General features: G+C 59.8%; 8 protein-coding genes. All 8 read left to right on the top strand.

Annotated features, from left to right (window positions below; translation table 11 throughout):
• Nucleotides 1–6: 6 nt before the first annotated feature.
• The 8 genes from AC13RM_RS25650 to glgC all read left to right on the top strand — a co-directional run bounded on the left by AC13RM_RS25650 (nucleotide 7) and on the right by glgC (nucleotide 15861).
• Complete coding sequence (locus AC13RM_RS25650) at nucleotides 7–1434, top strand: mannose-1-phosphate guanylyltransferase/mannose-6-phosphate isomerase (RefSeq protein WP_374816443.1); 1428 nt, start codon at nucleotides 7–9, stop codon at nucleotides 1432–1434.
• 182 nt (nucleotides 1435–1616) lie between these two features.
• A complete protein-coding gene (locus AC13RM_RS25645; RefSeq protein WP_374816444.1) occupies nucleotides 1617–4937 on the top strand; it encodes a transglutaminase family protein in 3321 nt (1106 codons plus the stop codon).
• Between the two features lie 13 nt (nucleotides 4938–4950).
• Complete coding sequence (locus AC13RM_RS25640; RefSeq protein WP_113230777.1) at nucleotides 4951–7368, top strand: circularly permuted type 2 ATP-grasp protein; 2418 nt, start codon at nucleotides 4951–4953, stop codon at nucleotides 7366–7368.
• Between the two features lie 5 nt (nucleotides 7369–7373).
• Entirely contained in the window at nucleotides 7374–8252 is an 879-nt protein-coding gene (locus tag AC13RM_RS25635; protein ID WP_113230778.1) for a transglutaminase family protein, read from the top strand.
• A gap of 148 nt (nucleotides 8253–8400) precedes the next feature.
• Nucleotides 8401–9609, top strand: coding sequence for a vWA domain-containing protein (locus AC13RM_RS25630; protein WP_374816445.1), 1209 nt, complete (start codon nucleotides 8401–8403; stop codon nucleotides 9607–9609).
• Nucleotides 9610–9905: 296 nt separating this feature from the next.
• Nucleotides 9906–12368 (top strand): glycogen/starch/alpha-glucan phosphorylase, encoded by a 2463-nt coding sequence (locus tag AC13RM_RS25625; RefSeq protein ID WP_285172992.1) that lies wholly within the window; start codon nucleotides 9906–9908, stop codon nucleotides 12366–12368.
• The gene (gene glgB / locus AC13RM_RS25620) at nucleotides 12365–14572 is read left to right on the top strand and encodes a 1,4-alpha-glucan branching protein GlgB (RefSeq protein ID WP_440479077.1); all 2208 of its coding nucleotides are present in this window, start codon (nucleotides 12365–12367) and stop codon (nucleotides 14570–14572) included. The genes AC13RM_RS25625 and glgB overlap by 4 nt, the downstream gene beginning before the upstream one ends.
• Nucleotides 14573–14598: 26 nt before the next feature.
• Entirely contained in the window at nucleotides 14599–15861 is a 1263-nt protein-coding gene (gene glgC / locus AC13RM_RS25615) for a glucose-1-phosphate adenylyltransferase (RefSeq protein ID WP_285172995.1), read from the top strand.
• The last annotated feature ends 3 nt before the right edge of the window (nucleotides 15862–15864 follow it).

Below are 15864 nucleotides of genomic sequence, written 5' to 3'. Positions count from 1 at the left end.
CAGAGTATGGCAGCAAAGATCGTTCCGGTGATCATGGCAGGGGGCAAGGGTACGCGGCTATGGCCGCTGTCGCGCGCTTCCGCCCCGAAGCAATTCATCCAGTTCATCGGCGACAAGACGCTGTTCCAGAACACTTTGGAGCGGGTGGCCGATCCCGAGCTCTACGAAGCGCCGATCGTTCTCACCAATGAAGAATTCCGCTTCCTGGTCGCAGAACAGGCCCGCGAGCTCGACCTGAAGCTCGCCGCCGTGCTGCTGGAGCCGATCGCCCGCAATACTGCCGCTGCCGTTGCCGCCGCCGCTGCGCTCGTCACCGAGCTCTTCGGCATGGACGCGATCATGCATGTCCTCGGCTCCGATTATGAGATCGATGCCAACACCACCTATTACGATTGCGTGCGCCTGGCCCGCGACACGGCGCTGCAGGGCAAGCTCGTCACCTTCGGCATCAAGCCGACGGAACCGGCGACCGGCTATGGCTATATCGAAAGCGGCAAGGCGCTCTCGACCGGCGCACACGCCGTCAAGCGTTTTGTCGAGAAGCCCGCCTTGGACAAGGCCCAGGAGATGGTTGCCAGCGGCCATTTCTACTGGAACTCCGGCATGTTCATGTTCTCCGCCGCCCAGCTTCTCGCCGAGATGAAGGAATTTGCACCCGACGTCGAAAAGGCTGCCAGCAAGGCCGTGTCCAAATCGACGCGCGATCTCGATTTTACCCGCCTCGACGCTGACAATTTCTCCAAGAGCCCGGATATTTCCATCGACTATGCGCTGATGGAGAAAACGGCCAATGCCGCCGTCGTTCCCTCGCCCTTCACCTGGTCCGATCTCGGCAGCTGGGATGCGGTGTGGAAAGTCGGCAGCCGCGACGAAAGCGGCAACGTGTCGGCCGGTGCCACGACGCTCGTCAACACGAAGAATTCGCTCGTCATGTCGCACAGCCTGCACGTCGCCGTGCAGGGCCTTGAGGACGTCGCCGTCATCGCCAGCGAAGACGCCGTCTATGTCGGTCATCTCAAGGACAGCCAGGAAGTCGGCAAGCTCGTCAAGCTGCTCGCAAGCGAGAAGAAGACGGCCAAGCTCACCGAGACGCATCCTACCTCCTACCGCCCCTGGGGCGGCTATACCTCTGTGCTGAACGGCGAGCGCTTCCAGGTGAAGCGCATCTTCGTCCTTCCCGGCAAGAAGCTGTCGCTGCAGAAGCATCACCACCGCTCCGAGCACTGGATCGTCGTCAAGGGCACAGCTGAAGTGACGGTCGGCGAGAACGTGCAGATGCTGCGCGAAAACGAATCGATCTATATTCCGCTTGGCGAAGTGCATCGCCTGTCCAACCCGGGCAAGATCCTTCTCGAACTCATCGAAGTGCAGACCGGATCCTATCTCGGCGAAGACGACATCATTCGCCTTGTCGACGAGTTCGGCAGAAGCTGATCGCAAGCAACCAGGCCAAGATTTCAAAGCGGCGGGCGAAAGCTCGCCGTTTTTGTTTTGGCGTTACACGGCAGGACTTTCCGAAGCGCCGGGAGACATCTTGCTTTCTTTCGCTGCATTGCACACACTGCCTGTGGGAACAGCAATCACCGCACAACGATGCGGGCTAGGCGAAGAGACATATGGCGATCAAGGCAAGCATCTATCATCTCACCCATTACAAATACGACAATCCGGTCCGCCTTGGCCCCCAGATCATCCGCCTGAAACCCGCCTCCCATTCCAAGACCCGCGTACTCAGCCACGCGCTGAAGGTCACGCCGTCGAATCATTTCGTCAATCTGCAGCAAGATCCCTACGGCAACTATCTCGCCCGCTTCGTCTTTCCCGACCCGGTAACCGAGCTGAAGATCGAGGTCGATCTCATCGCCGATATGACGGTCTACAATCCCTTCGACTTCTTTGTCGAAGAGGAAGCGACGAAATGGCCCTTCGATTATCCAGAGACCATCCGCGAGGATCTGTCTATCTATACGAAGCCGGAAGAACCCGGCCCCAGACTGAAAGCCTTCCTCGCCACGCTCGACCGCTCGGAACAAAAAACCGTCGATATGATCGTCGGCATCAATGCACGGCTGCAGCAGGAGATTGGCTATGTCATCCGCATGGAAGCCGGCGTCCAGGCACCTGAGGAGACCTTGGAAAAGGCGAAAGGTTCCTGCCGCGATACGAGCTGGCTGCTCATTCAGGTGCTGCGCCATCTCGGCCTCGCCGCTCGTTTCGTCTCCGGCTATCTCATCCAGCTCACGCCTGACCTCAAGGCGCTCGATGGCCCTTCCGGCACCGAAGTCGATTTCACCGATCTTCATGCCTGGGCTGAGGTCTATCTTCCCGGCGCGGGCTGGGTCGGTCTCGATCCGACCTCAGGCCTTCTGACCGGTGAGAGCCATATTCCGCTTGCTGCTACACCGCATTACCGCAACGCCGCGCCGATCTCGGGCGGTTATTTCGGCGAAGCCAATACCGAATTCGATTTCGACATGACGGTCGCCCGCGTCGCCGAGCATCCGCGCATTACCAAGCCTTTCTCCGACGAAAGCTGGGATGCGCTGAATGCACTCGGCGAGGAGATCGATCGTGTCCTGCAAGCCGACGACGTGCGCCTGACCATGGGCGGCGAGCCGACTTTCGTGTCGATCGACGATTTCCAGTCTGAAGAATGGAACACCGCCGCCGTCGGCCCGACCAAACGCGACCTTGCCGATCAGTTGATCAGGCGCCTGCGCGAGCGCTTCGCGCCCGGCGGCTTCCTGCATTATGGCCAGGGCAAATGGTATCCCGGCGAAAGCCTGCCCCGCTGGACCTTCTCGCTTTACTGGCGCAAGGACGGACGGCCGATCTGGCAGAACCCCGCTCTGATCGCCGAAGAAACGGCACAGACCGGTGCGGACTCGGAGCGCGCCAGCAAGCTTCTGAATGCGATTGCCAAAGAACTGGCAATCGAGCCTGACATGGTGCAACCGGCCTACGAAGACCCAGCTGAATGGATCGTCAAGGAAGGGAGCCTGCCGGAGAACGTTGATCCTTCCAATTCGAAGCTCAAGGATCCCGAGGAGCGCAGCCGTATCGCTCGTGTTTTCGAGCGTGGTCTGACGACTCCAACCGGCTATATATTGCCCATACAGGCATGGAACGCGCGCGCCGGCGGTACGCGCTGGGTCAGCGAAAAATGGCGCACACGCCGCGGCAAGATTTTCCTTGTGCCCGGCGATTCTCCGGTCGGCTATCGCCTGCCGCTCGGCACGCTCCCTTATGTGCCGCCGTCACGCTATCCCTATATCCACACGGCCGATCCCTCCATTCCGCGCTTGCCTCTGCCTGACGTCATCGTGCCAGCTGGCCGCACCATGCCAGAAGCCTCGTTCCAGGTGGATGAAAGCTCGCAATCGCGGGTCGAACAGACGCTCGGCGAAATCGGCGGCGCCGTCCGCACGGCGATCTCCGTCGAACCGCGTGACGGTCGGCTGTGTGTCTTCATGCCCCCGGTTGAAAAGATCGAACATTATCTCGAACTGCTGGCAGCGGCCGAGAATGCCGCGGCTGAACTTGCGCTGCCGATTCACATCGAAGGCTATTCGCCGCCACAGGACGAACGTATCAACGTCATCCGCGTCGCGCCTGACCCGGGCGTGATCGAGGTCAATATCCATCCCGCGTCGAACTGGCAGGACTGCGTCGATATCACGACGGCGGTTTACGAAGAGGCGCGGCAGACGCGTCTCGGCACGGACAAATTCCTGATCGACGGGCGTCATGCCGGCACCGGCGGCGGCAACCATGTCGTCGTTGGCGGCGCCAATCCGAACGACAGCCCGTTTCTTCGTCGTCCCGACCTGTTGAAGAGCCTGGTGCTGCACTGGCAGCGCCATCCCTCGCTCTCCTACCTCTTTTCCGGCCTGTTCGTCGGGCCGACAAGCCAGGCGCCGCGCATCGATGAAGCCCGTCACGACAGCCTCTACGAGTTGGAAATCGCGCTGGCCCAGGTGCCGGCACCCGGCCGCGGCATCCAGCCGCTTCCATGGTTGGTGGATCGCCTCTTCCGCAATCTTCTGACCGATGTCACCGGCAACACCCACCGCTCGGAAATCTGCATCGACAAGCTGTTTTCGCCGGATGGACCGACGGGACGCCTTGGCCTCGTCGAATTCCGCGGTTTCGAAATGCCGCCGAATGCCCGCATGAGCCTTGCCCAACAATTGCTGGTGCGCGCACTGATCGCCCGCTTCTGGCGCAACCCTATCGATGGCCGGTTCGTGCGCTGGGGCACGACGCTGCATGATCGCTTCATGCTACCGTATTATATCTGGCAGGATTTCCTCGACGTTCTCAGCGACCTCCGCGAAAACGGTTTCAACCTCAGACCGGAATGGTTCCAGGCGCAGCTCGAATTCCGTTTCCCCTTCTGCGGCGAAGTCGAATATGAGGGCAGCAAGCTGGAGCTGCGCCAGGCGCTGGAGCCATGGCACGTCATGGGCGAAGAAGGCGCGATCGGCGGCACCGTGCGCTATGTCGATTCGTCGGTCGAGCGCCTGCAAGTGCGGTTCGAAACCGCTAATCCCTCCCGCTATACGGTGACCTGCAATGGCCGTCCCTTACCGCTGACGCCGACGGGAATGGCGGGCGTTTCGGTCGCCGGCGTGCGCTACAAGGCATGGCATCCGGCCTCGGGCTTGCATCCGGTTCTGCCCATCGATACGCCGCTGACCTTCGATATCTACGATACGTGGTCACAGCGCTCGATCGGCGGCTGCATCTATCATGTTGCCCATCCGGGCGGCCGCAACTACGACACCTTCCCCGTCAATGGCAACGAGGCCGAAGCGCGACGCCTTGCGCGTTTCGAGCCTTGGGGGCATACAGCAGGTGACTATGCCGTAAGACCGGAGACCGCGTCGGTGGAATTCCCGCTGACGCTCGACCTCAGGCGTCCGGCGGGAATTTGAGACGGAACTGAGCATGGGTAGAAAACCGGCGACGAAACGACGGGATGAGGTGAAGACCGGCACCGCCAAGGCGCCGGCCTTTGCCTATCGTCCCCTGCCCGGTGTCGCTGACGAAATGGTCGACAATACCGGCGCGGTCCGCCCAGTCTGGCAAAACTTCCTCTCGGCGCTGACGCGCATGACGGAAGAGGGATTGACCGAACGCTTCGCCCGCGCCGACCGCTATTTGCGCGATGCAGGCGTCTTCTATCGCGCTTACGGGACAGCCGGTGTCAGCGAACGCAACTGGCCGATCTCCCATATCCCCGTGCTCATCGACGAGCGCGAATGGCAGGCCCTCTCCGAGGGCCTGCAGCAGCGCGCCGATCTGCTCGAAGAAGTCATTGCCGATGTCTACGGCGACAGTAGGCTGGTCAGCGAAGGATTGTTGCCGCCGGCCTTGATTGCCGCCAATCCGGAGTTCCTGCGCCCGCTCGTCGGCGTCAAGCCTGCAAACGGCCATTACCTGCATTTCCTGGCTTTCGAGGTCGGCCGGGGTCCTGATGGCAATTGGTGGGTGCTGGCCGACCGCGCGCAGGCGCCATCCGGCGCTGGCTTCGCGCTGGAAACCCGTGTTGCCACCACCCGCGCCTTCTCCGATATCTACGCCGAAACCAAGGTTCATCGCCTTGCCTCCTTCTTCGGTGCCTTCCGCGATGCCCTGCTCGGCGGTAAGCGAAGCGGTGAGGGCCGCGTTGCGGTACTGACGCCAGGGCCCGCCAACGAAACCTATTACGAGCACGCCTATATCGCCCGCTATCTCGGCTTCATGCTGCTCGAAGGCGAGGACATCACCGTCGTCAACGATCAGCTGATGGTGCGCACCGTTGCAGGGCTGCGGCCGATCAGTGTCCTGTGGCGCCGCCTCGATGCGTCCTACGCCGATCCATTGGAGCTCAACCAGCATTCCCATATCGGCACGCCCGGCCTCGTCGAAGCCCTGCGGGCTCAGACGGTGACCATCGTCAATGCGCTCGGCTCCGGCATTCTCGAGACGCGCGCCCTGCTCGCCTTCATGCCGACCATCTGTCGGCATCTGCGTGGCGAGGAATTGAAGTTACCCTCGATCGCGACCTGGTGGTGCGGCCAGAAAAGCGAGCGCGAACATGTCGCTGAAAACATCGAGAAGATGGTCATCGGCCCGGCCTATTCCCGAATGCCCTTCTTCGATGACAACGGCCAATCCGTGCTGGGCTCGACGCTGCGCAGCACCGCCCGCGATTCGATCGCGGACTGGTTGGCAACCGAAGGTCAAAAATTGGTCGGCCAGGAGGTCGTGACACTGTCGACGACGCCGGCCTGGGTCAACGGCAAGCTGACACCGCGGCCGATGAGCTTGCGTGTCTTTGCTGCCCGCACGGAAAACGGCTGGCAGATCATGCCGGGTGGCTTTGCCCGCATCGGCAGCGGCGACGATGTCGCGGCGATTGCCATGCAGGCCGGCGGTTCGGCCGCGGATGTCTGGATCGTCTCCGACAAACCCGTCGAGGCGCATACGTTGCTGCCGGCCGAAGAAACCTTCACCCGCAACATGCCGGGTAGCCTGCCGAGCCGGGCGGCCGATAATCTTTTCTGGCTCGGCCGCTATATCGAGCGCGCCGAAGGTGCGCTGCGCATCCTGCGCGCCTGGCATGGCCGTTTTGCCGAAGCCGCCGATCCGAACCAGCCGCTGCTTGCCGATGTCAGCGCCTATCTTGCCGCCATCGACATCGATACCAAGCAGGCGGTGCCGGAAAATCTGCTGCGCAACATTGACAGCGCCGTCTATTCGGCGAGCAACATCCGCGATCGTTTCTCTCCGGATGGCTGGCTGGCGCTGAACGATCTCGCCAAGACGGCACGCCGCTTCAAGGAGGGCGTGAAATCTGGCGACGATGCCAGTCATGCCATGACCATCCTGCTGCGCAAGCTCGCGGGCTTTGCCGGCCTCGTGCACGAAAACATGTACCGCTTCACCGGCTGGCGCTTCCTGTCGCTCGGCCGTTATATCGAGCGCGGCCTGCACATGACCCGGCTGCTCGGCCATATGTCCGGCCCCGATGCGCCCGACGGAGCGCTCGACATGTTGCTGGAGATCGGCGACAGCGTCATGACCCATCGCCGCCGCTACAACGTCAATACCGCTCGTCTGACAGTGACGGATTTGCTCGCACTCGATCCGCTTAATCCGCGCTCGATCCTCTTCCAGATGAACGAGATCCACCGCGAGGTCGAGCAATTGCCGAATGCCTACGTCAACGGCCAAATGTCGCCCTTTTTTCGCGAAGCTATGCGCCTGCATTCCGGGTTGGCTGTCATGACGCCCGAAGCGATGACGGTCGAAGTCTACCAGCAGCTGGCGCGCGAACTGGAGCGGCTCTCCGACCTGCTGGCACGCACCTACCTCGGATGACGTGAATGCTCTACGATCTCTCACTTCACATGGGCTACATCTACGACGTGCCGGCCAGCGGCGCGCGGCATATATTGCGTGTCATGCCGCTCTCCCTGCCCAACCGGCAGAGGCTGATCGCCGGCTCGGTGAAGATAACCCCAGGGCCGGACGAGCAATCGAACTTCACGGATTTCTTCCAGCACCCGGCAACTTCGATCCTGGTGCGCGATCCGCATGAAAGGCTCGATATCCGCATGCAGGCGCGTGTTCAGGTGGAGAGCCAGCCTGTCGCGGCCGACTTCTCCCCCATGCTCGCCAAGTTGCCGGAAGAGATCGAAGACTGCTGGTCGATCGACCCGTCTTCGCCCCACCATTTCCTCGGGAGCAGCCCGCGTCTGCCGTTGACGGGCGAAATCACCGATTACGCCAGGCAATGGAAATCGACCAAACTGACGACCCTGCAGATTGCGCATGCGGTCTGCGCGCAGATCCACAAGGATTTCACCTACGATCCCAAGGCGACGACGGTCGATACCACCCCCAAGGAGGCATTTCGCCTCAAACGCGGGGTCTGCCAGGATTTTTCGCATGTGATGATCATCGCGCTCCGCAGCCTCGGCATTCCTGCCGGCTATGTCAGCGGCTTCCTGCGCACCATTCCACCGCCCGGCAAGGAAAGACTGGAAGGCGCCGACGCCATGCATGCATGGGTGCGCGTCTGGTGCGGCGAGACGGCCGGCTGGATCGAGCTCGATCCGACCAATAATATTCCTGCCGGCACCGATCACATCGTCGTAGCCTATGGTCGCGATTATTCGGACGTTGCCCCCGTTATCGGCGTACTGAAGGGCTACGGCAATCAGAAAGCCGTTCAGGCAGTAGATGTCGTTCCACTAAAATAGAATATACTTAAAGTAGTAAAAATCTGAAGCGAATCGCGCCAGATTATGTAGTTTGTTAAAAATCAACCAATCGTTTAAACCTTCAACTCATATTTGTAATTGATAGTCCCGCCGTTCTTGAGAATCTAACTCTTTCTAACAGGCGGACATGATGATTGCCGGCTCCGATATACTTTGGGCATTTAAACAACTTTTACGCGATAGAGCTGGAAATTTCGGCATCCTGACGGCGATTGCCGTGCCCGTGCTGGCTGTAGCGGGAGGTGTAGCGGTCGATGTCACCAATATGTCGCTGACACGCAGCCAGCTTCAGGAATCAACGGACGCCGCCGCGCTCGCGACTGCAACCGCACTTGCGGACGGCAGTGCGACCACCACGACCGCCAAGGATCTCGGCAACAATTTCGTCCTCGGCCAAATGTCGAACTATCTCGCTGGCGATACCGATGCTGCGAATTCACTGAAAGCGGGCACCGACACCACGATAACAAAAACCACCGATTCCTCCGGGAATTCTGGTTACACGGTCGTCGTAAATGCATCCTATTCGATGTCCGTGAACAGCATGACACGCCTGACAGGGCAAAGTTCCCTGAACATTTCTGCATCCAGCACGTCAATCAGCGGAAAGACTACCGAAACCCAGAAGAATGCGCTGTCGATGGAGATCGCGCTCGATAAGTCCGGTTCGATGTTACTGAATACGGAAGTTGTCGACACTAGTCAGAAAAGTTGTATCCAATACTATACTGACGGGAATTATCTATATCAGTATCCAAAGGCTAAGAGTCCTTGCTACATCAAAAAGATTGCAGCACTGAAAACAGCCGTCGGCAGTCTTCTGGACCAGTTGGATGCGGCCGATCCTGCGTCGCAATACGTCCGCACCGCAGCCATTGCTTGGAGCAGCGAAGTCGACAGCTACAGCAATCTCGATTGGGGAACAAAATCGACTCGCACCAACGTCGTCAGCGGGTTGAATGCTCAAGGCGGTACCGAGTCCAGTGCGCCGATGACAATGGCTTTCAACAACCTTATGTCGGCTTCCGAAGCAGCTGCACAGGCAAAGAAGAATAACAAGACTTTCCAGAAGTACATCGTGCTGATGACAGATGGAGAAAACAACGACACCAGTTCGGATCAGAAGACGCTGGCAACCTGCAATTCTGCAAAGGCCGCTGGTATCAAAATCTACACTGTTGCTTTCATGGCTCCGGCACGCGGCCAAAGTCTGCTCCAGGCTTGCGCAACGAGCCCATCAAACTACTTTGCTGCGCAGCAGATGTCGGATCTGGTCGCCGCCTTCAAAACAATCGCCACGGAAACATCGAAGCAGATGACCCTGCTGACCAAGTGATCTTGCTGGCAGCAGCGCAAAGCAACCACAGATAGACGACAAAGAAAAAGCCGCGCGATGCGAGTATCACGCGGCTTTTCGTTTGATCGATGCGCGAATAAAAGCTCGAAACATCATCGGAATCAAGTCTTTTCCGACCCACGGCAAACCTTTGGCGGCATTTTTCGCATCCGCCCAACTCGCTTGTTGCAACTGCTTTACATCGGTGCGTAAACTGATAGTGAAACGGAAAGGCAAATCGATTTAATTGAGCGTAACACGCTGAATATAAATCACAAATGGCGAGAGTTGATAGTATGAATAACTTGACGAAGGCCGATCTCCCCGTTCCAGCCCCGCGCAGTTCCCGCCCCGAAATCCTTGCCGAAGAAATCATTGAGCGCCTGACATATCGTATCGGCAAGGACGCGAAGGTTGCCAAGCCGCATGATTGGCTGACGGCAACGATCCTCGTCATTCGCGACCGCGTCATCGACAAATGGATCGAATCGACCCGCAAGACCTACGAGACGAACGCCAAGCGCGTCTACTATCTATCGCTCGAATTCCTCATTGGTCGCCTGATGCGCGACGCCATCTCCAATCTCGGCCTGATGGAAGAGATCACCAACGCTCTCGCCTCACTCGGCGTCGACATACGTGTCATCGCCGGCCTCGAGCCCGATGCAGCGCTCGGCAACGGCGGTCTTGGCCGTCTTGCCGCCTGTTTCATGGAATCCATGGCTACCGTCGACGTGCCGGCCTATGGCTATGGCATTCGCTACGTCCACGGGCTCTTCCGCCAGCAGATGGCCGATGGCTGGCAGGTGGAGCTACCCGAAACCTGGCTGGCGCACGGAAACCCGTGGGAATTCGAACGCCAGGAGAGCTCCTATGAAATCGGCTTCGGCGGCGCCGTCGAGACCATCGGCAGCCACGACGATCAGCCGCGTTACGTCTGGAAGCCGGCCGAGCGCGTCATCGCCACCGCATTCGACACACCCGTCGTCGGCTGGCGTGGCGCACGCGTCAACACGCTGCGCCTCTGGTCGGCGCAGCCGATCGACCCGATCCTGCTCGATGCCTTCAACGCCGGCGACCATATCGGCGCGCTGCGCGAAAGCAACAAGGCCGAAAGCCTGACCCGTGTTCTCTATCCCGCCGATGCGACGCCCGCCGGCCAGGAGCTGCGCCTCCGCCAGGAATTCTTCTTCTCGTCGGCCTCGCTGCAGGACATTCTGCGCCGCCATCTGCAGCAATATGACGATCTGACCAATCTCGCCGACAAGGTCGCAATCCAGCTGAACGACACGCATCCGGCCGTCTCCGTTACGGAAATGATGCGCCTGCTGGTCGATGTTCATGGCTTCGATTTCGACAAGGCCTGGGATATCACCCGCGGCACCTTCGGCTATACCAACCACACCCTGCTGCCGGAAGCACTGGAAAGCTGGCCCGTGCCGTTGTTCGAGCGGCTTTTGCCGCGCCACATGCAGATCGTCTATGCCATCAACGCCAAGGTTCTGGTGGAAGCGCGCAAGCTGCGCAATTTCAGCGACACCGAAATCCGCTCGATCTCGCTGATCGACGAAAACGGCGATCGGCGCGTACGCATGGGCAATCTCGCCTTTGTCGGTTCGCATTCGATCAACGGCGTTTCCGCGCTTCATACCGACCTGATGAAAGTCACGGTCTTCGCCGACCTGCACAAGCTCTATCCGGACCGCATCAACAACAAGACGAACGGCATCACGCCGCGCCGCTGGCTGATGCAGTGCAATCCCGGCCTGACCAACCTCGTGCGCGAAACCATCGGCGACGCCTTCCTGGACGATGCTGAGCAGCTGAAGCCGCTGGATCAGTTTGCCCACGACAGCGCCTTCCAGGAGAAATTCGCCGCCATCAAGCGTGCCAACAAGGTGCAGCTCTCCAATCTTGTCGCCAGTCGCATGGGCATCAAGCTCGATCCGAATGCGATGTTCGATATCCAGATCAAGCGTATTCACGAATACAAACGCCAGCTTCTGAACGTCATCGAGGCGGTGGCGCTCTACGACCAGATCCGCTCGCATCCGGAACTCGATTGGCAACCGCGCGTCAAGCTCTTCGCCGGCAAGGCGGCGCCGAGCTATCACAACGCGAAGCTCATCATCAAGTTGATCAACGACGTCGCCCGTGTCATCAACAATGATCCGTCGGTGCGCGGTCTCTTGAAGGTCGTCTTCGTACCGAACTACAACGTCTCGCTGGCGGAAGTCATGGTTCCGGCCGCCGACCTTTCCGAGCAGATTTCGACCGCCGGCATGGAAGCCTCGGGTACCGGCAACATGAAGTTCGGCCTCAATGGCGCGCTGACCATCGGCACGCTCGACGGCGCCAATGTCGAAATGCGCGACAATGTCGGCGAGGACAATATCGTCATCTTCGGATTGCGGGCCGATGAGGTCGCCAACCTGCGCAGTGACGGTCACAATCCGCGCGCCATTATCGAGCGTTCGCGCGAATTGGCTCAAGCACTTTCGGCCATCGCCTCCGGTGTCTTCTCCCCCGACGATCGCAACCGCTATGCCAGCCTGATCGACGGCATCTATAGCCACGACTGGTTCATGGTCGCCGCCGATTTCGACGCCTATGCCTCGGCACAGCGCGAAGTCGATATTCTCTGGGCCAATCCATCCGAGTGGTATGCGAAGACGATCAACAATACCGCTCGCATGGGCTGGTTCTCCTCCGACCGGACGATCCGTCAGTATGCCAAGGAAATCTGGAGGGCCGGATGAAAAAGCCGAAAAAACCCGCTGACGGCACAAGCTTGAGGGATATTTCGGCAGGGGATATTGCTGCAATTCTCGCAGGCACCCATTCCGATCCGTTCGCCGTTCTCGGCGTTCATAAGACAGACGAAGGCTATGTGGCCCGCTGTTTCATCTTTGGCGCGGAAGCCGTCACCGCCACGGCGCTCGACGGTTCCGTTATCGGCGAGCTCGAATGCCTCGATCCGGCAGGCTTCTTTTCCGGCGACGTCAAACTCGCCAAGCAGCAGCCGGTCCGCTATCGCGCCAGGCGCGGCGATGTCGAATGGGCTGTGACCGACCCCTACAGCTTCGGCCCCGTCCTCGGACCGATGGACGATTACTTTGCGCGGCAAGGCACGCATTTGCGCCTCTTCGACAAGATGGGCGCTCATCCGCTGAAGCACGAGGGCGTCCAGGGCTTTCATTTCGCCGTCTGGGCACCGAATGCGCAGCGCGTTTCGGTCGTCGGCGATTTCAACAATTGGGATGGCCGCCGGCACGTCATGCGCTTCCGCTCCGACAGCGGCATCTGGGAGATCTTCGCCCCGGATGTGCCTGCAGGAGTTGCATATAAGTTCGAGATCCGTGGCCAGGATGGCGTGCTGCTGCCGCTGAAGGCCGATCCCTTTGCAAGGCGCAGCGAGCTGCGCCCGAAGACGGCTTCAGTCACCGCCAATGAACTGCTTCAAGTCTGGGATGATTCCGCCCACCGTGAACATTGGGCAAGCGTCGACCAGCGCCGTCAGCCGATCTCCATCTACGAGGTGCATGCCGGTTCCTGGCAGCGCCGCGACGACGGTTCGATGCTGTCGTGGGACGAACTCGCCTCGCGCCTCATTCCCTACTGCGTCGACATGGGCTTCACCCATATCGAATTCCTGCCGATCACCGAACACCCATACGATCCGTCCTGGGGCTATCAGACCACGGGTCTTTACGCCCCGACCGCCCGCTTCGGCGAACCGGAAGGCTTTGCCCGCTTCGTCAACGGCTGCCACAAGGTCGGCATCGGCGTTATTCTCGACTGGGTGCCGGCGCATTTCCCGACGGACGAACATGGCCTGCGTTGGTTCGATGGAACCGCCCTTTACGAACATGAAGACCCGCGCAAAGGTTTCCATCCCGACTGGAATACGGCGATCTACAATTTCGGCCGCACCGAAGTCCTCGCCTATCTACTGAACAACGCGCTTTACTGGGCAGAAAAATACCATCTGGACGGTTTGCGCGTCGATGCCGTCGCCTCCATGCTCTACCTCGACTATTCCCGCAAGCATGGCGAATGGATCCCGAACGAATATGGCGGCAACGAAAATCTCGAAGCCGTCCGTTTCCTGCAGTCGATGAATACGCGGATCTACGGCGCGCATCCCGGCGTCATGACTATCGCCGAGGAATCGACCTCCTGGCCGAAGGTGTCGCAGCCGGTCCATGAAGGCGGCCTCGGCTTCGGCTTCAAATGGAACATGGGCTTCATGCACGACACGCTGAGCTATCTCGCCCGCGAGCCCGTGCACCGCAAATATCACCACAACGAGCTGACCTTCGGCCTGATCTACGCCTTCTCGGAAAACTTCGTCCTGCCGCTCTCGCATGATGAGGTCGTCCACGGCAAGGGATCGCTGATCGCCAAGATGTCCGGCGACGACTGGCAGAAATTCGCCAATCTCCGTGCCTACTATGCCTTCATGTGGGGCTATCCCGGCAAGAAGCTGTTGTTCATGGGGCAGGAATTCGCACAGTGGAGCGAATGGAGCGAGGAGCGCGCTCTGGACTGGAACCTGCTGCAGTACCGCATGCACGAAGGCATGCGCCGCCTCGTTCGCGACCTCAATTTCACCTATCGCAGCAAGCCGGCTCTCCACGCCCGCGACTGCGAGGGCGATGGTTTCGAATGGCTTGTCGTCGATGACTTCGAAAACTCGGTCTTTGCATGGCTCCGCAAGGCGCCGGGCGAAAAGCCAGTTGCCGTCATCACGAATTTCACGCCAGTCTATCGCGAGAATTACACCTTGCGCTTGCCAGCTGAGGGGCGGTGGCGCGAGATATTGAATACCGATGCCGACATCTACGGCGGCAGCGGCAAGGGGAATGGCGGGCGTGTCCAGGCCGTCAATGCAGGTGGAGGCGTGCAGGCGGTGATAACGCTGCCTCCACTGGCGACCATCATGCTCGAACCGGAATTCTGAGATCACTACGGACAGGGAGGAATAAAATGGTAGAAAAACGTTTCCAGCCGCTGGCACGCGATGCCATGGCCTACGTTCTTGCCGGGGGCCGCGGCAGCCGCCTGAAAGAACTGACCGACCGCCGTGCCAAGCCAGCCGTCTATTTCGGCGGCAAGACCCGGATCATCGATTTCGCGCTGTCAAACGCACTCAATTCCGGTATTCGCCGCATCGGCGTCGCCACGCAATACAAGGCGCATTCGCTGATCCGCCACATGCAGCGTGGCTGGAACTTCTTCCGCCCGGAGCGAAACGAAAGCTTCGACATCCTGCCGGCCTCGCAGCGCGTTTCGGAAACGCAGTGGTATGAGGGCACGGCGGACGCCGTCTATCAGAACATCGACATCATCGAGCCCTATGGTCCGGAATATATGGTCATCCTCGCGGGCGACCATATCTACAAGATGGACTACGAATGGATGCTGCAACAGCACGTCGATTCCGGCGCTGACGTCACCATCGGCTGCCTGGAAGTGCCGCGAATGGAAGCCGTCGGCTTCGGCGTCATGCATGTCGACGACAAGGATCGGATCATAGATTTCGTCGAGAAGCCGGCCGATCCGCCGGGCATCCCCGGCAATCCCGATTTCGCGCTCGCCTCGATGGGCATCTATGTCTTCCATACGAAATTCCTGATCGAATGCCTGAAGCGCGATGCGGCCGATCCGAATTCCAGCCGCGATTTCGGCAAGGACATCATCCCCTACATCGTCAAGAACGGCAAAGCCGTCGCTCACCGTTTCGCGCAGTCCTGCGTCCGCTCCGATTTCGAGCGCGAGGCCTATTGGCGCGACGTCGGCACGATCGATGCCTATTGGCAGGCCAACATCGACCTGACCGCCGTGGTGCCGGAGCTCGACATCTACGACAAGTCCTGGCCGATCTGGACCTATGCGGAAATCAGCCCGCCGGCCAAGTTCGTCCATGACGATGAAGACCGCCGCGGTTCGGCCGTCTCCTCGGTGGTGGCAGGCGACTGCATCATCTCCGGCGCAAGCCTCTACAACAGCCTGCTCTTTACCGGCGTACGCGCCAATTCCTACTCAAAGCTGGAAGGTGCTGTCGTGCTGCCGAGCGTCAAGATCGGCCGCCGCGCACAGCTGAAGAATGTCGTCATCGACCATGGCGTGACCATTCCTGAGGGCCTGGTGGTTGGCGAGGATCCGGAACTGGATGCCAAACGCTGGCGCCGCACGGACAGCGGTATCTGCCTGATCACCCAATCGATGATCGACAAGCTGGATTTGTAACCT

The organism is Martinezella sp. CNPSo 3732 (assembly GCF_057784515.1).
Note: the sequence above shows the minus strand (reverse complement) of the source record. Positions and strands in the feature narration are given on the sequence as shown.